This window comes from Rathayibacter sp. VKM Ac-2927 (assembly GCF_022815525.1).
Taxonomy (GTDB): Bacteria; Actinomycetota; Actinomycetes; order Actinomycetales; family Microbacteriaceae; genus Rathayibacter; species Rathayibacter festucae.
The window spans coordinates 405,529-424,487 of sequence record NZ_JALGRT010000002.1 but is presented as its reverse complement, the minus strand read 5'-3'; the positions used below and the strand labels follow the sequence as shown (position 1 = coordinate 424,487).

Sequence of the window (18,959 nt, the reverse complement as noted above, 5' to 3'; positions counted from 1 at the left end):
GGTCGGCGGGCGGGTCCGAGCGGCACCGGCCGGAGAGGTCGTTCACGGGTGAACCAGATATACTTTACTCGTGAATCATCTTCTGTCGAGCGACTCGTCGAATCCGGACCCCGGCGCGGCTCCGGACGCCGTCGATGAGATCCGTGCGGGCTGGCGCCGGCTGCGGCCCGAGCTGGACACCTCGGCGGTGGACGTCGCGGGTCGGCTGATCCGCGCCTCCGCCCTGCTCGTGCGGGCGACCGAGGAGCGGCTCGCCGCCTTCGAGCTGACCCGCGGCGAGTTCGACGTGCTGACGACGCTGCGCCGGCTCGCCGCACCGCAGTCGCCGACGACGCTGCGGACGATCGGCCTCGCCTCCGCCCCGGCCGTGACGAAGCGGCTGCACGCGCTCGAGCGCCGCGGTCTGGTGCTGCGGACCGCGAACCCGGCGGACGGGCGCGGCGCGCTGATCGCGCTGACCGCCGAGGGGACCGCGCTGGTCGACGCCGCCTTCCCCGAGGTGCTCGAGGTGGAGCGGGAACTGCTCGCCGCGGTGCCCGACGCGCTCCGCGACGACGCCGCCCGGGGGCTGCGCGCGGTGCTCGCGAGCATCGAGGCGGCGCCGGAGCGGTGACCGCGCCCGCACGCCGCGGCTACCGTGGAGCCATGCGCCTCACGTCCAGCTTCACCGTGGACACGCGGCCGCCGGTGCTCCAGCTGGTCAAGACGGCGGCGGCGACCGTCGTCACCTGGATCATCGCCGCCCTGATCTTCCCCGGGACGCTGCCCGTCTTCGGCGCGATCGCGGCGCTGCTGGTGGTCGCGCCCAGCGTGAACCAGTCGTTCTCCAAGGCGCTCGAGCGCAGCGTCGGCGTGATCATCGGCGTCGTGGTCGGCTCGCTGATCGGGACGCTCTTCGGCGACGACAGCGCGATCGTCCTCGGCGCGATCGTCGCCGCGATCGCCGTGGGCTGGGCGGTCCGGCTGACGCCCGCCTCCGCGGTGCAGATCCCGATCAGCGCGATGCTCGTGCTCTCGGTCGGCTCGGTGACGCCGAACTACGCCGTGGACCGGATCCTCGAGACGCTGATCGGCGCGGCCGTCGGGATCGTCGTCAACGCGCTGATCGTCCCGCCGATCACCCTCGCGCCGGCGGAGCGGGCCGTCGGCGACCTCACCGCGCAGCTCGCCGCGGCGCTCGACGACCTGGCCGACGTGCTCGAGACGAGGGTCGGCCGGGAGCGCCTCAGTGAGCTGCTGATCAACGCGCGGCTGCTGCAGACCATGCAGACGAAGGCGGAGGAGGCGATCGCGACCGGTGAGGAGTCGCTGCGGCTCAACCCGCGCCGCTCCGCGCACCGCGACCGGCTGCTGGCGCTGGACTCCGTCACTCCGCGGCTCGCCCGCATCGTGACGCGCGTGCGCGGGATGACCCGCACGGTGCACGACCTCTACGACCAGGACCTGGTGGGCGAGCCGACGATCGGGGACATCGCGGTGCAGCTGCACCGGGCGGCGCACGACCTGCGGCTGCTCGTGCAGTCCTCGGTCGCGGTGCCGGAACCCGAGCCGATCACCGATGAGCTGCCGGCGCTGACCGCCCCGCTGGTGATCGTGACCCCGCACCCGGAGCACTGGATCCTGCTGGGGGCGCTCGCCGAGGACCTGCGGCGCATCCGCGAGGAGATCGTGGGCGAGGAGTCCTGAGCGGGCTCCGCGCTCAGCGTGCGGCGGGCGTGTCGAAGAGGCCGGGCCCGGAGTCGCCGTCTCCGGCATCGGTGTCGGACTCCTGCAGGGCGGCCGGGTCGGTCGCCTCCGCGTGCTGGGTCTTGCCCTCGGCGATCAGCGAGTCGTCGTCGACGAGGATGCCGGCGAGCTCGGTCACCCGGCCGCGGACGGCGCCCAGCGGGTCCTCGATCGGGGCGTCCTCCTGCGAGCGGTCGACCTCGTCGTCCGGGAAGCGGCGCAGCTCGGCCTCGTCGCGGTCGGGCTGCGGCGCGCGGGCGTGCTCGACGCAGAGCCGCGCGACCTCCTCCGCGTGGGCGTGCATCACCGAGTGCGAGGCGTCCGGGATCTCCCAGGCGCGCGCGTGCGGGATCGCCTCGGCGACCTCCTCCGCCCACTCCCGCGGGACGAGGCGGTCGAACTCGCCGCGGATGACCAGCGTGGAGGCGCGGATCCGGGGCAGGACGTCCTCGATCCGGTACTGCATCATCTCGGGCAGCACCCGTGAGAACCAGCGCGGGCCGCAGAGCAGGTACGCGGCGGCGGCGAGGACGGCGACCTGGACCGGCTCGCGGACGCTCGACTGGAGGAACCGCCAGGCGGCGACGGGGATGCGGCGCTCGTGAGGGTTCATCACCGGGCCGAGCAGGACGATCGTGGTGAGCTCGGGCCGGCGCGCGGCGAGCTCGGCGACGACCTGCGTGCCCATCGAGTGGCCGAGGACGACCGGGTCGTCGAGGCCGAGGTCGTCGATGACCGCGCCGACGAGCTCGGCGTAGTCGCCGATGGTCATGTGCCGGGCGTTCGGCGGGTGCGGGACGCCGCCGAAGCCGGGCAGGTCGAGGGCGTGCACGGGTCCGAACTCGTTGAGCGCCGGGGCGAGCCGCTCGAAGTAGGTGGCGGCGACGCCGATGCCCGGGACGAGGACGAAGGTGCGCTCGCCGGTGTGGCCGACGGTGTTGACGCGGGCGTAGACGTCGCGGCGGTGGACGCGGAGGACGGAGACGTCGGTGTTCTTGTAGCGGCGGCGCGGGTCGCGCCGGCGGGAGGGCGTGGTGGAGAAGGCGTCGCGCAGGCCGTGGCGGACGCTCGAGGCGAGGGCGCGCAGGGGGCGGCCGGGGTAGGGCACGGGCGCCTCCTCGGGTGTCGCGGCGCAGCGGCCTGGCGGGAACGGGTCGGGGGAGAGCCTAGGCGCTGGCCGATCCGCTCAGATCAGCATGTCCTCGGAGCGGTGGAGGATCAGCCGGGCGGGCCCGATGTGGAGGACGCCGTTGGTGAGCGGAGCGCAGCGGACGCCGCCGCGGCGCCGCATCGCCTTGAAGGCTCCGGGCGCGAGCGAGACGTCCATCCAGGCGCAGGGGTTGGCCGGGCGGCCGCCCTGGAACTCGATCCGCTCGCCGCCCTGCTCCACCGCGAAGGTGCGGCCGGCGAGCGCGTCGATGTCGGCGCCGCGCACGATGATGTTGCGGCGGGTGTCGGCGGGGTCGAACGCGGCACGGCCGAGCTCCGCCGCGACGTGCTCGAGCGACTCGATCGCGAAGAGGGTGACCGCGGCCGTCCGGTGCGCGCGCTGGGCGAAGTAGCGGTCGCCGACGATGCCGAGTCCCGCGCGGATCTCGATCCGCTCGGGCTGCTCGTTGCCCTCGGAGGGGATCGGGCCGTCCGCCGGCCGCCCCTCGAACCGGTGCAGCGGCGAGACGACGAAGCGCACGAGCTCGATCGCGGCGGCCTCCATGACTGCCACGGTACGCGGGCCCGGGCGGGCGCCCGCTCGATTCGCGGAGGGGCTCCCCGATGTGTATAGTCGTACCTCGTTGCGTGCGCCCCCAAGGCCACGCGATGGACTGCGCCCGTAGCTCAACGGATAGAGCATCTGACTACGGATCAGAAGGTTGGGGGTTCGAATCCCTCCGGGCGCACTCTGGTTGAGACAGAACAGGACGGCCCGCTTCGGCGGGCCGTTCTTGGTTCAACGCCTGGTTCAGGGTGCAGCCTCCGCATCTCCGGACTGAGGTCGTTCGTCCGCTCGCAGACGGCCGAGTTCCGCCTCCGCCTCTGACCAGGGGATGTTGTCGCCGTCCTCCGCCAGCGCCGCGTCGAAGGCCTTCACCTCCTCCGCGTCCTCGAGAGCGTCTCTCATCCGCTCGTACTGCTCGGGACTGATGAGCACGGCTTCCGGACGTCCCTGGCGCACGATGATGACAGCCTCGGTGCGTGAGCGGACGATCAGTTCGGAGAAGTTCGCGCACGCGTCGGTGACGCTGATGGTCGGCATGCTTCGAGCGTACGTTCGGCCGCTGGGGCGTCTGCGGTTCGGCGCGGAGGGGTGTGCAGTCCGACGTCAGGGGTCTGCTCGCGGGACGTCGCGCGCCAGCTCGGGTGAGGGGCGGCGGGGGCGCGAGGGGGAGGGCTAGCGTCGTGGGGGCAGAATCTTGCGCAACTCCCGACCGGCGTCTCGGGCGGCCGACGGTTGCGGCGAGGTGAGCCGCCCTGCATACTCAAAACCACACGACGCAAGGTTTTGGGCACGACCGCTCGATTCTGCACACTCGATGACGAGAGGGAACGATCATGACGACGTCCAGCGGATCCGCCGCGGGGATGCCCTCGGGCATGACCACCGCGACGGCGACGGTGCGGGGGCACCACGCGTTCTCCGAGCCGACCGAGCCGGCGACCAAGGGCTACGTCTTCTGGCTGCTCGCGGCGCAGCTGATCTTCTTCATCGCCCTGCTCGGGCCGGCGGTCGTCGGCATCGGCCTGAAGATCCAGTCGCTCGTCGAGTCGGGCGAGATCGCGCAGGACGGCGCGACCGGCGCCGTGGCGGTGCTCGGCGGCTTCGGCGCCCTCTTCGCCACGATCGCGAACGTCGTCGTCGGCCGCCTCTCCGACCGCACGACGAGCCGCTTCGGCCGGCGCCGGATCTGGATCGTGACCGGCACGGTGCTGATGACGGTCGCCTTCGCGATCATGGCGCTCGCCCCCACCCTGCTCGTCGCCACCGTCGGCTGGTCGCTCGCCCAGCTCGGCGCGAACATGACGCTCGCCCCCTTCACCGCGACGCTCGCCGACCAGGTGCCGAAGTTCCAGCGCGGCAAGATCACCGCGGCGCTCGGCATCGCGCAGAACGTCGGCATCCTCGGGGGCACCTACGTCGCCCAGGCGTTCGCCGGCCAGCTGGTCGTGATGTTCGTCGCCCCGTCGATCCTCGCGATCGTCGCCATGGTCGTCTTCGCGGTCGTGCTGCCCGACAAGCGCCTGCCGCAGGCGCCGCCGCGCGCGACGCTGCGCGACTGGGCCGAGACCTTCTGGGTCAGCCCGGTGAAGAACCCCGACTACGCGCTCGCGTGGTGGTCGCGCTTCCTGATCATCTTCGCGAGCTTCGGCTTCACCACCTTCCGCTTCTTCTACCTCCTCAACCACATCGGCGTGGAGGAGGGGAGCATCCCGGCCGTGATCACCACCAGCGTGCTGATCTACACGGTGACCCTCGTCGGCGCGAGCTACTTCGCCGGCTGGCTCTCCGACCGGATCGGGCGCCGCAAGGTGTTCGTCTGGAGCTCGACCGCGCTCTTCGCGGTCGGCACCTTCGCGCTGATCTTCGTGCAGGACATCGGCGCCTTCTACGTCCTCGAGGCGGTCCTCGGACTCGCCTACGGCATCTACGTCGGCGTGGACCTGGCGCTCGTCGTCGACGTGCTGCCGAACCCCGACGACTCCGGCAAGGACCTCGGCGTCTTCAACATCGCCAACGCGCTGCCGCAGACGCTCGCGCCGCTGGTCGGCGGCATCCTCGTCTACGTCAGCGACCCGACCGGCAACAACTACGGGCTGTGGTTCACGGTCTGCGCACTGGCCGCAGTGGTCGGCGCACTCGTCATCCTCCCCATCAAGAAAGTCCGATAGGCCTTTCTCGGACGTCCATAGGACAGGCTGGTCGGAGACGACAGTCCTGCCCGCACCACCATCACCAGTGAAAGCGACATCGATCATGACTCTGCCCCTGGCCTCCATCCAGCTCTACACGCTGGCCAAGGAGTTCTCCGAGGACCCGAACGGCTCGCTCGAGAAGCTCGCGGCGATCGGACTGAAGAACGTCGAGGCGTTCGACTTCGTCCGCCGTCCCGCCGAGATCCGCGCCGCGCTCGACGCGAGCGGTCTCGCTTCGCCGACCGGCCACGCTCCGCTGCTCTCCGACGAGCTGTGGACGCCGGACGGCTCCATCCCCACGCCCGCCCCCGAGGTCGTCTTCGAGGCGGCCGCGCAGATCGGCATCCAGACCGTCATCGACCCGTTCGTCTCGGCCGAGCGCTGGCTGACCGAGGACGGCGTGGCGGACATCGCCGACCGCCTGAACAAGGCCGCCGAGGTCGCCGCGACCTTCGGCCTGAAGGTCGGCTACCACAACCACGCGCAGGAGTTCATCGCCTCCTTCGACGGCCAGACCGCCTATGAGCGCTTCGTCGCGACGACGGACGAGCGCGTCGAGATCGAGCTCGACCTGTTCTGGGCGCTGACCGGCGGCCAGGACGGCCCCGCACTGGTGTCGAAGCTGGGCTCGCGCCTGGTCGCGGTGCACGTCAAGGACGGCATCGCGCCGGCCGAGAACCCGTTCGCCCCCGGCGCCGCGGCCTTCGGCTCGGACACCCTCGACCAGCGCCGCCCGGGCGAGGGCGACGTGCCGCTCGTCGAGGCGCTCAAGGCCGGCGAAGGTGCCATCAAGTACGCCGTCATCGAGTACGACAACGCCCCCGGCGACGTCTTCGCGGACATCCAGGCCAGCTACGACTTCCTCGTGAAGGGCGGGTACGCGGCATGAGCGGGCCCATCGGGATCGGCGTCATCGGCGTCGGCGTCATCAGCGACACCTACCTCGAGAACCTCGCGTCCTTCCCGGACGTCGAGGTCCTGATCGTCGGCGACCTGCTGCTCGACCGGGCGAAGAGCCAGGCCGAGAAGCACGGCGTCCCCGCCTGGGGCTCCGCCGAGGACGTCCTCGCGCACGCCGGCGTGCAGGTCGTCGTCAACCTGACCATCCCCGCCGCGCACGTCGAGGTCTCGGCCGCGGCGATCGCCGCGGGCAAGCACGTCTGGAGCGAGAAGCCGCTGGGCCTGGACCGCGCCGGAACCGCGCAGCTGCTGCAGGACGCCGCCGCCAAGGGGCTGCGCGTCGGCTCGGCGCCGGACACGCTGCTCGGCCCGGGCTTCCAGACCGCGAAGCGCGCGATCGCGGACGGCGTGATCGGCGAGCCGATGTTCGCGTCCACCGTCTTCCAGACGGTCGGACCGGACCTGTGGCACCCGAGCCCGGCCTTCCTCTTCGCGGAGGGCGCGGGCCCGCTGCTGGACATGGGTCCGTACTACTTCACCGGACTCGTCAGCCTGTTCGGACCGGTCCAGCGGGTCGCGGCCCTCGGGCGGAAGAAGCTCGAGGAGCGGGTCATCCGCTCCGGCCCCGACGCGGGGACGACGTTCCCGGTGGAGGTGCCCACCTCGCTGCAGGTGCTGACCTCGTTCGCGGCCGGGCAGCAGGCGTCGAGCCTGCTCAGCTTCGACTCCGCGCTCGAGCGCCACGGCGTCTTCGAGATCCACGGCACGGAGGGGTCGATCGTGATCCCCGACCCGAACCAGTTCGAGGGGCGCACCGCCTACGTGAAGGCCCGCACCTCGATCGCCGACGGCCAGTGGGGCGAGCAGGAGTGGACCGAGATCGAGCAGAAGGGCACGGTCGTCGGCCGCGGCCTCGGCCTGCTCGACATGGTCCGCGCGATCGCCGAGGACCGCCCGCACGTGGCCACCGGCGAGCTCGGCTTCCACGTGCTCGACGTCATGCTGTCGGCGCAGGAGTCGGCCGAGAGCGGCGAGTTCGTCGCGATCGACAGCACGCTCTCCGCGCCGGTGCCCGCGGTGCCGGTGGACTTCGACCCGTTCGCGCAGACGCTCTGACGCGCTGACGGTCTCGCCGTGGCCCCCGCTCTCCACTCTCGGAGGGCGGGGGCTTCGGCGTGGGCGGGTCTCGATACGCCGCTCCGCGGCTACTTGACCAGCATGCAAGGGCGCTGCGCGGGTGCTCGAGCAGCAGGGGTGGGGCCGTTGCGCGGCCACGTCGGCAGAACATCCGCTGGAGTCGCGTGTCATCGCTGATGGGCGATGAGACGGACTCCTGGCTGATGTTCTGCGTCCGCGTCGGACGATGACGACGTCGGAGGGGAGGTTGCAGGGCCGTAGGGCTGAGGATGTGGGTCTCGATACGCCGCTGCGCGGCTACTCGACCAGCATGCAGGGGCTGCTGCGCGGCTACTCGACCAGCATGCAGGAGGCGCTGCGCGGGTGCTCGGCCAGGATGCAGGGCAGCTGCGCGGCTACTCGACCAGCCTGGAGGGGGCGCTGCGCGGGTGCTCGACCAGCATGCAGGGGCGCTGCGCGGGTGCTCGACCAGCATGCAGGGGCGCTGCGAGGGTGCTCGGCCGGCGTGCAGGGGGCGTCAGGGGGGCGGGGGCGTCAGCTCGCGGCGGAGGCGGGCGAGGGTGTCGCGGAGGCGGGTCTTGACGGTGCCGATCGGCAGGCCGAGCTCGGTGGCGATCTCGGCGTGGGTCAGGCCGCGGACGTAGGCGAGGAAGAGCAGGTCGCGGTGCTTCGGGGCGAGGCGGCGGATCTCGGCCGCGGCGCGGCGGAACTCGCCGACGATCTCGCCGTGCGACTCCGCCTCGTCGATCTCGCGGAGGTAGCTGTGGATCGCGTAGCGGTGGTCGCGCTCGCGGGAGGACTGCGCGGCGCGGACCCGGTCGATGGCGCGGCGGCGGGCGATGACGGCGACGAGGTGCTGCTGCTCCTCGAGGACCGCGTGCCGGGCTGCTGAGCGCCAGAGCTCGAAGTAGGTCTCCTGCGCGACCTCCTCCGCCTGCGCGTGGTCCTGCAGGATGCCGACGGTGATCGAGCGGACGCGCCGGACGGTGCGCTCGTAGAGCCGGCGGAACGCGGCGTGGTCGCCGTCGGCGAGCGTCGGGACGAGGTCGTCCTGCGCGGACGGGGCGCCGTCCGTCACGGTGCGCCCGGGTGCGGAGGCGTCAACCGAGCCGCGCCTCGGGAGTGTGGCCGACGTCCTGGGCCAGGCGCTCGAATGCGGCGACGGCCTCGTCGTTGCTGACCCGCCCGGCGTCGACGCCGTCCGCGATCCGGAGGATCTCGAGCTTGCGGTCGGCGCGGCCGGCCGTGTCCAGCGTCGACGTGCTGAGTGCTGCGGTGGCCTGGACCCGCGCCACGATGGTGCGGACCTGCCAGCGGCGGCTGTTGAACGACATTCCGCACTACCTCCTCGATCGGCCCCGTGCATCATTCGGAGCCGCGGCTCTGTCCGATGGGTGTCGGGGAGGAGGGGAGGAGTCAGGGCAGCTGGTCCTCGAGGTGGAAGACCTCGGTCAGCTGCAGGAAGCCGGTGTCGGGAGCGCCGTCGAGCTCGACGAAGAACTCGGCCATCTCGGCCTGCCAGCGGGCGTTGACCTCGGTGGCGGCCATCCCGGCGCGGGCGGCCTCGAGCGACGGAGTCTCGAAGTAGCCGATCAGCAGGCCGTCGGGGCGGAGGAAGAGGGAGTAGTTGTTCCAGCCGGTGGCCTTCAGGGCGGCGGCCATGTCGGGCCAGATCGCGGCGTGCCGGCGGGTGTACTCGGGGATGCGCTCGGGTCGCACCTGGAGCTGGAAGCAGACGCGCTGCATGGGGTGGGGCCTCTCGGTGGGGGATCTCGATACGCGCCCTGCGGGCGCTGCTCGATCAGCATGAACAGCGTCGCCCTGCGGAAGCTGTTCGAGCGGCATGCAGCCTCGCTGGTCGAGCAGCCGCGGAGCGGCGTATCGAGACCCACCGCTTCAGGGACGGTGGATCTCGATACGCGCCCTGCGGGCGCTACTCGATCAGCATGAACGGGGTCGCCCTGTGGGCGCTACTCGATCAGCATGGCTGCGGAACGGGTCAGAAGTCGAAGTCGGCGATGTTGTCGGCGGTGAAGGTGAAGGGGTCGCCGAGCAGGACGGTGCCGTCGGCGTCGACCGTGAAGGAGCCGAGGTCGCCGGCCTCGAAGGTGTCGCCCTCGGCGCCGGTGATGTCGCCGTCGATCAGGGCCTTCGAGGCGTAGGCGGCGAGGTAGCCGAGGTCTCCCGGGTTCCACAGCGCGAACGCGGTGACGGTGCCGTCCTCGACGAACTCGCGCATCTGGTTCGGCGTGCCGAGACCGGTCAGCGCGACCTTGCCCTTGAAGTCCGAGGTGGAGAGGTAGCGGGCGGCGGCGGCGATGCCGACCGTCGTGGGCGAGATGATGCCCTTGAGGTCGGGGTGGGTCTGCAGCAGGGCCGCGGTCTTGTCGAACGAGGTCTGGTCGTCGTCGTCGCCGTAGACGGTGTCGACGAGCGTCACGTCCGGGTGGTTCGCGGTGAGCTCCTCCTCCATCAGCTCGATCCAGGCGTTCTGGTTCGTGGCGTTCGCGGAGGCGGAGAGGATCGCGACCTCGCCGCTGTCGCCGATCTGCTCGGTGATCAGGTCGACCTGCGCCTTGGCGATGCCCTCGGCGGTGGCCTGGTTGATGTAGAGGTCGCGGCAGTCGGCGTTGGTGTCGGAGTCGAAGGTGACGACCTTGGTGCCGTTGTCGCGCGCCTCGTTCAGCGCGTCGCAGATCGCCTTCGGGTCGTTCGCCGAGACGACGATCGCTCCGGCGCCCTGCTGGGTGAGCGTGTTGATGTAGGAGACCTGCGCGTCGGGGGAGGCCTCGGCGGGCCCGACCTCGGCGTAGGTGCCGCCGAACTCCTCGATGGCCTTCTCGCCGCCGGCGTCGGAGGTGTCGAAGTACGCGTTGCCGAGGTTCTTCGGCAGGAAGGTGATCGAGTAGTCGCCGGAGCCGGAGCCGGCGTCGCCACCGGAGTCGCCGCCGGCGTCGCCGTCGGAGGCGGAGCAGCCGGTCGCGACGAGCGCGACCGAGACGGCCAGTGCGGTGAGGGTGCCGAAGCGGCGCCCACGGGAGGAGAACATCATCGTCTGCCTTTCGTCGAGGTGCTGTGGGGGTGGTGCGGGGTGGTGCGGGTGCTGTGCCGGTGATCCGGGATCAGGGGCGTCTCCTGGCCGAGCGCCGCAGTCGCGACAGCCAGGCCAGGAAGCTGGTGGACACCACCGAGAGCACGAGCAGCACTCCGGTGATGATGTTGATGACGTCGGAGGTGACGTTCGCGAGGCGCAGGGCCGAGGCGATCACGCCGATCAGGATCACGCCGGCGATCACGCCGTGCAGGGCGCCGCGGCCGCCGAAGATCGAGACGCCGCCCAGCAGGACGGCCGCGATCACCTGCAGCTCGAGCCCGGTCGCGTTGTCGCCGCGGGCGGAGCCGTAGCGGAGCGTGTAGTAGATGCCGGCCAGTGCGGAGACGGCGCCGGAGACCACGAAGAGGATGAACTTGGTGCGGTTCACGTTCACGCCGGAGAAGATCGCCGCCTCGTCGTTCAGGCCGATGGCGAAGACGCCGCGGCCGAAGCGGGTGGAGTGCAGCACCACCGCGAAGACGATCGCCAGGATCGCGAACGGCAGCACCACCAGCGGCACCGGGCCGACCAGCTTCGCCTTCGCGAGGTCGGTCCAGAACTCGGGGAAGTCGGTGACCGCGGTGGTGCCGAGCAGTCCGACCGCGAGCCCGCGGTAGAGCGCGAGCGTGCCGATCGTGACGGCGAGCGAGGGCAGCCCGACGACGGTGACCAGGAAGCCGTTCAGCGCTCCGCCGACGGCGCCCGCCACGATCGCGATGAGCGCGGCGACCTCGAACGGCACTCCGGCCTGGTGCAGCGTGCCGGTGAGCACGCTCGCGAGGCCCACGGTGGAGGCGACCGACAGGTCGATCTCGCCGGTGATGATGATCAGCGTCATCGGCAGCGCGATCAGCAGCGTCGGCGCGATGTCGAGGAACAGGTAGGTGATGGTGATCGGCTTGTCGAAGCTCTTCACCGAGGCGGAGGCGACGACGATCACGAGAATCAGCAGCACGACGATCGCGGTCTCGCGGCTGAACAGGACGCGCTGCCAGGCCGGCCGGGCGTAGTCGCGGTACTCGCGCGCGGTGCGCACGGCGGTGGTGTCGGTGACGAGGCTCATCAGGAGTCGTCCCTCTCTTCGAGGAGCTTGCGGGACTGTCGGAGGGAGAGCACGCGGTCGAGCACGATCGCGCCGATGATCAGCACGCCGACGACCGCGCGCTGCCAGAAGTCGGGCACGCCCAGGATCGGCAGGGCCCGGTTGATGGTGAGCAGCAGCACCGCGCCGATCGCCGCGCCCCAGACCGTGCCGGAGCCGCCGAAGATCGCGACGCCGCCGATCACCGCGGCGCCGACCGCGTCGAGCTCGTAGCCGGAGCCGGCCTGCGAGTTGACGGTGCCGTAGCGGGCGGCGTAGAGCACGCCGGCCAGGCCGGTCAGCGCGCCGGAGACGACGAAGGCGACCAGGATGCGCCGGGTGACGGGCAGGCCGTAGAGCCGCGCGGCGTCCGGGTCGGAGCCGATCGCGTAGAACTCGCGGCCCGCGCGCTGGTTGCGCAGGTACCAGCCCGCGGCGACCAGCACGACGAGGGCGATGATCGTGAGGTACGGGATGGTGAGGAACTGGCCGGTGCCCAGGGCGAGGAAGTCCTTGGGCATATCGGACGCGTTGATCCGGTCGCTGCCCGTCCAGGCGACGTTGATGCCGCGGTAGGCGTAGAGCGTGCCGAGGGTGATCACCAGCGCCGGGACCTTCGCGAACGCGACGAGCGCGCCGTTGATCAGCCCGAGCAGTCCGCCGAAGACGACGCCGGCGGCGAAGACCGCGAGGATCGGGATCCCCGGCACGTCCAGGAACAGCCGGCCGGTGAGGTAGGCGGTCAGCCCCAGGATCGAGCCGACCGAGAGGTCGACCGAGCGGGTGATGATCACGATGGCCTGGCCGACCGCGATCAGGATCAGGATCGACGGGGTCAGCAGCAGGTCGCGCCAGCCGTCGGGGGAGAAGAGGAAGGTCGGGTTCTTCGCGGTCGTCGCGATGACGACGAGGACCAGCGCGAGCAGGATTCCCGTCTCGCGGGCCCGGATGAAGGAGCCGAAGCCGGAGGAGAAGGCGTTGGGCTTCGCGGCCGGCACGCGCTTCTGCGCCGGCGCCTGGGCGGTGCTCATGCGGCTGCCCCTCTGGTGGCGGCGAGCATCACGGTCTCGCTGGTGGCGTCGGAGCGGTCGAGCTCGGCGGTGATCCGCCCCTCGCGCATCACCAGGACGCGGTCGGCCATGCCGAGCACCTCGGGCAGCTCGGACGAGATCATCAGGATGCCCATTCCCTCCCCGGCGAGCTGGGAGAGCAGCCGGTGCACCTCGGACTTGGTGCCGACGTCGATGCCGCGGGTCGGCTCGTCGATGATCAGGACCCTCGGATCCGTGGCGAGCCACTTGCCCAGCACGACCTTCTGCTGGTTGCCGCCCGAGAGCGTGCCGGCGACGGTGTCGAGCGCGTCGGTCTTGACCTCGAGGCGCGCGGCCCAGTCGCGCGCGGCGGTGTTCTCGCGGCGGCCGGTGATCAGGCCGCCCCTGGAGAGCGACTTCTGGATCGCCATCGTGATGTTGCGCGAGACGGAGGAGTCGAGCACGAGGCCCTGCTTGCGGCGGTCCTCGGGGACGAGCGCCAGCCCGGCGCGCATCGCGGCCGAGGGGCTGCCGGCCGGGATCCGGCCGCCGACGAGGGTGACCGAGCCGGAGTCGTAGGGGTCGACGCCGAAGACGGCGCGGGCCACCTCGCTGCGGCCGGCACCGACGAGGCCGGCCAGGCCGACGATCTCGCCGGCGCGGACGGTGAAGGAGATGTCGTGGAAGACGCCGGCCGAGGTGAGGCCGCTCACCTCGAGCAGGACGTCGGTGATCTCGGTCGCCTGCTTGGGGAAGAGCTCGGTGATGTCGCGGCCGACCATCTCGCGGACGATGCCGTCGACGGTGGCGTCCTCGGTGGCGGTGGTGGAGATGTAGGCGCCGTCACGCATCACGGTGATGGTGTCGCAGAGCGAGAAGACCTCGTCGAAGCGGTGCGAGATGAAGATCAGCGCGCGGCCCTCGTCGCGGAGCGAGCGGGCGACGGTGAAGAGGCGCTCGACCTCGACGCCGGAGAGCGCGGCGGTCGGCTCGTCCATCACGAGGACCTTCGCGTCGAGCGAGATGGCCTTGGCGATCTCGATGATCTGCTGGTCGGCGATGGAGAGGCCCTCGGCGGGGCGGTCGGGGTCGATCCGGACGCCGAGGCGCTCGAAGAGGCCGACGACCTCGGTGCGCATCGCCCTGCGGTCGATGCGGCCGAGGCGACCGCGGGGCTGCCGGCCCATGAAGATGTTCTCGGTGACGCTGAGATCGGGGAAGAGCGTCGGCTCCTGGTAGATCACGGCGATCCCCGCGGCCTTCGACTGCGAGGTCGAGGAGAAGTCGACCGGCTCGCCGTCGAGGAGGAACTCGCCCGCATCGCGCTGGTGGACTCCGGCGATGATCTTGACGAGCGTCGACTTGCCGGCGCCGTTCTCGCCGACCAGCGCGTGGATCGACCCGCGGTGCACGGCGATGGTGCCCGAGCGCAGCGCGACGACGGCGCCGAACGCCTTGACCACGCGGGCGAGCTCGAGTGCGGGTGGCGGATCTGATGCCACGGGTGGTACCTCCTCATCGAGGGGAATCGCGGTCAGGTCCCGGCTTCGGATGAAGAGGACCTGAATCGATTCATCCAGCTTCATCGCTACTATAGGGACGCCGAGCCGGAGCGGTCAACGCGAGATGCGGCTCGGCGTCCCAGGGGAGGCGATGTGGCGCGAGTGAGCATCCGCGACGTCGCCCTGCGCGCCGGCGTCTCGGTCGGCACGGTCTCCAACGTGCTCAACCGGCCGGACGAGGTCTCCGACGACTCGCTCGCCCGGGTGAACGCCGCCGTCGAGTCGCTCGGCTACGTGCGCAACGACGCTGCCCGGAAGCTGCGCAACGGCGTGAGCTCGACCGTCGGCTTCGTGGTGCTCGATGGGCAGAACCCGTTCTTCAACGACGTGGTCCGCGGGGCGGAGGACGAGGCGTCCCGCCACCAGATCGCCGTGCTCTACGGCAACACCGACGAGGACCCGTCGCGCGAGCGGCAGTACCTGGACCTGTTCGAGGAGCAGCAGGTGCGCGGCGTGCTGATCGCGCCGTACGGTGACATCTCGCAGCGGCTGGAGAAGCTGCGCGGGCGCGGGGTGCCGGTCGTGCTGGTCGACCGCTTCAGCGGGGACGGCCGCTACAGCTCGGTCTCGGTCGACAGTGTCGCCGGCGGGCGGATGGCGGCCGAGCACCTGATCGAGACCGGGCGGCGCCGGCTCGCCTTCGTGGGCGGGCCGTTCGAGATCCGCCAGGTCACCGACCGGCTGGCGGGCGCTCGGGTCGCGGTGGAGAACAGCGATGCGTCGGTCGATCTCGAGGTGGTGGCGACCACGGCGCTGACCGTCGCGCAGGGGGTCGCCGCCGGGATGCGGATCCTGGCCCGGCCGCGGCGCGACCGCCCCGATGCGCTCTTCGCGGCCAACGACCTGGTCGCGCTCGGGCTGCTGCAGGCGCTCGCCGTGGACGGGCGGATGCTGGTGCCGGACGAGATCGCGCTGATCGGCTTCGACGACATCTCCTTCGCCGCGGCCGCCGCCGTGCCGCTGTCCTCGATGCGGCAGCCGAGCTCGGTGATCGGGCGGACGGCGCTGCGCGTGCTGCTCGAGGAGGCGGCGGACCCGGAGCTGATCCCGCGGCAGACGGTGTTCCTGCCGGAGCTGGTCGCGCGGGCGTCGACGCGGGCGCGGCGCTGAGGCGGCGGCCGCGGATCGGGCTCCCGCTAGCGTGGACGGGATCGTCGACCGGATCCGAAGGAGCATCTCGATGACCGCAGCACACCAGGACACCGTCAGCACCGCCACTGTGCGGCACCTCCCGTGGGCCGCGCCCGCGCGGGAGCCCGCGATGAGCACCGCGGTCGACCGCCACGACCGCTGGCGGCTGACCAGCCGCTCGGTGCTGCGCGACGGCCGGCCCTTCATCCCGGTCTCCGGTGAGCTGCACTACAGCCGGGTGCCGCGCGAGCGCTGGGAGGAGCGCCTGCGGCTGATGCGGGCGAGCGGCGTGAGCGTAGTGGCGTTCTACACGATCTGGACCCACCACGAGGAGGTGCGCGGGCAGCGTCGCTTCGACGGCGACCTCGACGTCGGCGCGTTCGTGGACCTGTGCGCGGAGATCGGCCTGGACGTCGTGCTGCGGGTGGGGCCGTGGTGCCACGGCGAGGTCCGGAACGGCGGCTTCCCGGACTGGGTGCAGGCCGCCGAGGTGGAGCACCGGACGGACGACCCGGGGTACCTCGCGCTCGTCCGGGAGTGGTTCGGCGCGCTGGGTGGCGAGCTGGCGTGGCGGTGCGGACCGGGCAGCAACGTGGTGGCGATCCAGATCGAGAACGAGATCTACGACCAGCCCGAGCACATCCGGACCCTGAAGGGCCTGGTCCGGGAGGCGGGGCTGACGGCGCCGATCTGGACGTCGACCGGCTGGGGCGGCGCCGATCTGCCGCTGGACGAGGTGCTGCCGCTGTTCGGCGGCTACGCCGACGGCTTCTGGGTCGAGTCGGACTCGCCGTGGGACTCGACGTTCCGCGACCACTTCTTCTTCAGTCACCAGTGGGACGACCCGGGCATCGGCGCCGACGTCCGCGGCGCGACGACGGACGCGGTGACGCCCCGCGCCCCCTCGCTCGACTACCCGCCGGCGACCTGCGAGCTCGGCGGCGGCATGGCCACTGCCTACCACCGGCGCCCGGCCGTGCAGCCGCTCGACATCGCGGCGGTCGCGCACACCAAGATCGGCAACGGCTCGGCCTGGCAGGGCTACTACATGTACGCCGGCGGCACGAACCCGCGCGGCTCCGTCGCCGACGGGCTGCAGGAGTCGCAGGCGACCGGCTACCCGAACGACCTGCCGCGGTTCGACTACGACTTCCGCGCGCCGATCGGGGCGAGCGGCCGGCCGTCGCCGACCCTCGCGCTGCTGCGGCGCCAGCACGCCTTCCTCGAGGCCTTCGGCGAGCGGCTCGCGCAGATGCCGTCGACGCTCCCGGACGAGCTGCCGACGGATCAGCAGGACACGGACACGCTCCGCTGGGCGCTGCGGAGCGACGGGGCGAGCGGCTTCGTCTTCGTCACCTGGCACCAGCCGCACGAGCCGCTGCCGGAGCACCCGGGCGTGGTGCTCGAGATCGGTCTCGACGACGAGGTCGTGCGGTTCCCCTCGGTGAGCACGCCCGTGCCGGCCGGGACGCTGGCGGTCTGGCCGGTGCGCCTGACGGTCGGCGGGGTCCGGCTGGACTGGGCGACCGCGACGCCGCTGACGCTCCTCGACGGGGCGGAGCCGACGCTGGTCCTGGTGGCGGCCGCGGGCGTCGTCGCCGAGCTGGCCTTCGCCGAGGGCACGCGGCTGGAGGTGGACGGGGAGCGGCAGGACGGCGCGCTCCTCCGCCTCGACGTCGACGAGCCGGTGCTGGTGCGGGCGGAGGGCGACGGCGGAGCGTGCTCGGTGCTGGTCCTGTCCGCGGAGGCGGGCGAGGAGGCGTCGGTGCTCATCGCCGCCGGCACGGGGAAGCGCCGCCTCGTGCTGTCGGAGGACCCGGTCTGGCTCGACGGAGCGGGGCGGATCGCGGGGGACGTCCGCGCGGGGAGCCGCCTGCCGCGCGACTACGACCCGGAAGGGCGGCGCTTCGTCCCGGTCGCCGGATCGGCGGCGTCGATGCGGCCGGAGACGGAGGCGGTCGAGGCGCCCCTGCTCCGCGCGAGCGACGCCGTGCCGGTGTCCTACGGGGAGTCCGCGGGGCGCGCCTCCGCACCCCGGGACGCCGACTTCGCGGCCGCGGCCGCGCACCGGCTCGAGCTGCCGGAGACCGATCCGGCGGCGCAGCGCCGCGAGCTCGAGATCCACTGGGCCGGCGACGTCGCCCGGATCCTCGTCGGCGGCGAGGTCGTCGCCGATCAGTTCTGGGACGGTGGGCCGTGGGTGCTCGACCTGGACGAGCTGAACGCGGGCTCCGGGGACGTCGTCCTGGAGATCCTGCCGATGTCGCCCGACGCGCGGATCGGCCTGACCGGGAGCGCCGAGGAGCGCCGGCGACGGGACGCTTCTCCTCTTCTCGAGCTCGGCCCGGTCGTCCTGGCGCACTGGTACCGGTGGACCGAGGACCGACCGGCGTCCAGGTGGCGTGCACGCCCGGAATCTAGGGTGGGCGGATGACCTCCTGGAGCGCCGCAGACATCCCCGACCAGACCGGCAGGACGTTCGTCGTCACCGGCGCGAACAGCGGACTGGGGGAGGCGACCGCGCGGGCGCTCGCCGAGCACGGCGCCCGCGTGGTCCTCGCCTGCCGGACCGTCGAGAAGGGCGAGCGGGCTGCGGAGCGGATGGGCGGCGACGTCGTCGTCCGGCGGCTCGACCTCGCCGACCTCGCCTCGGTGCGCGAGTTCGCCGAGGCGACCGGGCCGATCGACGTGCTGGTCAACAACGCCGGCATCATGGCGGTCCCGGAGGGGCGCACCGCGGACGGCTTCGAGCTGCAGTTCGGCACGAACTTCCTCGGGCCGTTCGCGCTGACCGGGCTGCTGCTGCCGCGGATCGCGGACCGCGTGGTGTCGCTCTCGAGCCTCGCCCACCGCTTCGGCGCGCTCGACTTCGACGACCTGAACTGGGAGCGCCGCCGCTACAGCCCGTGGCCGGCCTACGGACAGTCCAAGCTGGCCGACCTCGTCTTCGCGTTCGAGCTGCACCGACGCCTGCGCCGGGCCGGCTCGAGCGTCGGCTCGATGGCCGCGCACCCGGGGATGTCGGTCACCGAGCTGCACACGCACACCGGCGACGGGCAGGGCGCGATCATGGGCGCCCTGATGCGCACGGTCGGGCAGAGCGGTGACGACGGCGCGCTGCCGACGCTGCTCGCGGCGACTTCGCCCGACGCGCGCTCCGGCGCCTACTACGGACCGGGCGGCCTCGGCGAGGTCCGCGGGGCGCCGCGCCAGGTGAACCCGAACCGCGCCGCCCGCGACCGGGACACGGCGCGCCGGCTCTGGGACCGCGCCGTCGAGCTGACCGGGGTGTCGCCGCTCGACGCGAGCTGAGCGCGACCGCCCGTCGAGGACACCCGCTCCCGCCCGATCCCGGCTCCTCCGTACACTGGCGAGCGCGCGGGAAGCCG

At 72.1% G+C, this 18,959-nt stretch carries 18 protein-coding genes and 1 tRNA gene; 9 read left to right on the top strand and 10 right to left on the bottom strand.

Features of this window, described 5'->3' with window-relative positions; all coding sequences use genetic code 11:
- Positions 1 to 70: 70 nt before the first annotated feature.
- Together MT353_RS21910 and MT353_RS07215 are read left to right on the top strand one after the other, a co-directional pair.
- Positions 71 to 613 (top strand): MarR family winged helix-turn-helix transcriptional regulator, encoded by a 543-nt coding sequence (locus MT353_RS21910; RefSeq protein ID WP_243623979.1) that lies wholly within the window; start codon positions 71 to 73, stop codon positions 611 to 613.
- Positions 614 to 645: 32 nt separating this feature from the next.
- Entirely contained in the window at positions 646 to 1,686 is a 1,041-nt protein-coding gene (locus MT353_RS07215) for an aromatic acid exporter family protein (protein WP_243581167.1), read from the top strand.
- A 13-nt stretch (positions 1,687 to 1,699) separates the two neighbouring features.
- Here MT353_RS07215 and MT353_RS07210 read toward each other — a convergent pair whose 3' ends face one another.
- Positions 1,700 to 2,833 carry an alpha/beta fold hydrolase gene (locus MT353_RS07210; RefSeq protein ID WP_243623978.1) on the bottom strand — a complete coding sequence of 378 codons (1,134 nt, stop codon included), beginning with the start codon at positions 2,831 to 2,833 and terminating at the stop codon, positions 1,700 to 1,702.
- A gap of 78 nt (positions 2,834 to 2,911) precedes the next feature.
- On the bottom strand, positions 2,912 to 3,439 hold the full coding sequence (locus MT353_RS07205) for an MOSC domain-containing protein (protein WP_123736632.1): 528 nt from the start codon (positions 3,437 to 3,439) through the stop codon (positions 2,912 to 2,914).
- Between the two features lie 111 nt (positions 3,440 to 3,550).
- Between MT353_RS07205 and MT353_RS07200 the strand changes: the two genes are divergently transcribed.
- Positions 3,551 to 3,623, top strand: a tRNA-Arg gene (locus MT353_RS07200).
- Positions 3,624 to 3,685: 62 nt separating this feature from the next.
- Here MT353_RS07200 and MT353_RS07195 read toward each other — a convergent pair.
- Positions 3,686 to 3,979 carry a type II toxin-antitoxin system Phd/YefM family antitoxin gene (locus MT353_RS07195; protein ID WP_243623977.1) on the bottom strand — a complete coding sequence of 98 codons (294 nt, stop codon included), beginning with the start codon at positions 3,977 to 3,979 and terminating at the stop codon, positions 3,686 to 3,688.
- Between the two features lie 296 nt (positions 3,980 to 4,275).
- On the opposite strand from MT353_RS07195, the gene MT353_RS07190 reads away from it, so the two are divergent.
- The 3 genes from MT353_RS07190 to MT353_RS07180 all read left to right on the top strand — a co-directional run bounded on the left by MT353_RS07190 (position 4,276) and on the right by MT353_RS07180 (position 7,650).
- On the top strand, positions 4,276 to 5,610 hold the full coding sequence (locus MT353_RS07190; protein ID WP_243623976.1) for an MFS transporter: 1,335 nt from the start codon (positions 4,276 to 4,278) through the stop codon (positions 5,608 to 5,610).
- An 85-nt stretch (positions 5,611 to 5,695) separates the two neighbouring features.
- Positions 5,696 to 6,523 carry a sugar phosphate isomerase/epimerase gene (locus tag MT353_RS07185; protein WP_243616059.1) on the top strand — a complete coding sequence of 276 codons (828 nt, stop codon included), beginning with the start codon at positions 5,696 to 5,698 and terminating at the stop codon, positions 6,521 to 6,523.
- A complete protein-coding gene (locus MT353_RS07180) occupies positions 6,520 to 7,650 on the top strand; it encodes a Gfo/Idh/MocA family protein (RefSeq protein WP_243623975.1) in 1,131 nt (376 codons plus the stop codon). Before MT353_RS07185 ends, MT353_RS07180 begins: the two co-directional genes overlap by 4 nt.
- A gap of 538 nt (positions 7,651 to 8,188) precedes the next feature.
- On the opposite strand, the gene MT353_RS07175 is transcribed toward MT353_RS07180, so the two are convergent.
- From MT353_RS07175 to MT353_RS07145, 7 genes are all read right to left on the bottom strand, one after another.
- Positions 8,189 to 8,749 carry a sigma-70 family RNA polymerase sigma factor gene (locus MT353_RS07175; RefSeq protein WP_243623974.1) on the bottom strand — a complete coding sequence of 187 codons (561 nt, stop codon included), beginning with the start codon at positions 8,747 to 8,749 and terminating at the stop codon, positions 8,189 to 8,191.
- 22 nt (positions 8,750 to 8,771) lie between these two features.
- A complete protein-coding gene (locus tag MT353_RS07170; protein ID WP_243616057.1) occupies positions 8,772 to 9,005 on the bottom strand; it encodes a hypothetical protein in 234 nt (77 codons plus the stop codon).
- An 82-nt stretch (positions 9,006 to 9,087) separates the two neighbouring features.
- Entirely contained in the window at positions 9,088 to 9,417 is a 330-nt protein-coding gene (locus MT353_RS07165) for an L-rhamnose mutarotase (RefSeq protein ID WP_123705497.1), read from the bottom strand.
- Positions 9,418 to 9,670: 253 nt separating this feature from the next.
- Complete coding sequence (gene rhaS, locus MT353_RS07160; RefSeq protein WP_243623973.1) at positions 9,671 to 10,723, bottom strand: rhamnose ABC transporter substrate-binding protein; 1,053 nt, start codon at positions 10,721 to 10,723, stop codon at positions 9,671 to 9,673.
- A 70-nt stretch (positions 10,724 to 10,793) separates the two neighbouring features.
- Positions 10,794 to 11,828 carry an ABC transporter permease gene (locus tag MT353_RS07155; protein ID WP_243623972.1) on the bottom strand — a complete coding sequence of 345 codons (1,035 nt, stop codon included), beginning with the start codon at positions 11,826 to 11,828 and terminating at the stop codon, positions 10,794 to 10,796.
- On the bottom strand, positions 11,828 to 12,877 hold the full coding sequence (locus MT353_RS07150; RefSeq protein WP_173251333.1) for an ABC transporter permease: 1,050 nt from the start codon (positions 12,875 to 12,877) through the stop codon (positions 11,828 to 11,830). The genes MT353_RS07155 and MT353_RS07150 overlap by 1 nt, the downstream gene beginning before the upstream one ends.
- Positions 12,874 to 14,379 (bottom strand): sugar ABC transporter ATP-binding protein, encoded by a 1,506-nt coding sequence (locus MT353_RS07145; RefSeq protein WP_243623971.1) that lies wholly within the window; start codon positions 14,377 to 14,379, stop codon positions 12,874 to 12,876. Before MT353_RS07145 ends, MT353_RS07150 begins: the two co-directional genes overlap by 4 nt.
- 153 nt (positions 14,380 to 14,532) lie before the next feature.
- On the opposite strand from MT353_RS07145, the gene MT353_RS07140 reads away from it, so the two are divergent.
- The 3 genes from MT353_RS07140 to MT353_RS07130 all read left to right on the top strand — a co-directional run bounded on the left by MT353_RS07140 (position 14,533) and on the right by MT353_RS07130 (position 18,882).
- On the top strand, positions 14,533 to 15,549 hold the full coding sequence (locus MT353_RS07140; protein ID WP_243598171.1) for a LacI family DNA-binding transcriptional regulator: 1,017 nt from the start codon (positions 14,533 to 14,535) through the stop codon (positions 15,547 to 15,549).
- A gap of 70 nt (positions 15,550 to 15,619) precedes the next feature.
- Positions 15,620 to 18,004: a beta-galactosidase gene (locus MT353_RS07135; RefSeq protein ID WP_243623970.1), complete on the top strand. Its 2,385-nt coding sequence runs from the start codon at positions 15,620 to 15,622 to the stop codon at positions 18,002 to 18,004.
- Positions 18,001 to 18,882 (top strand): oxidoreductase, encoded by an 882-nt coding sequence (locus tag MT353_RS07130; protein ID WP_243623969.1) that lies wholly within the window; start codon positions 18,001 to 18,003, stop codon positions 18,880 to 18,882. The genes MT353_RS07135 and MT353_RS07130 overlap by 4 nt, the downstream gene beginning before the upstream one ends.
- The last annotated feature ends 77 nt before the right edge of the window (positions 18,883 to 18,959 follow it).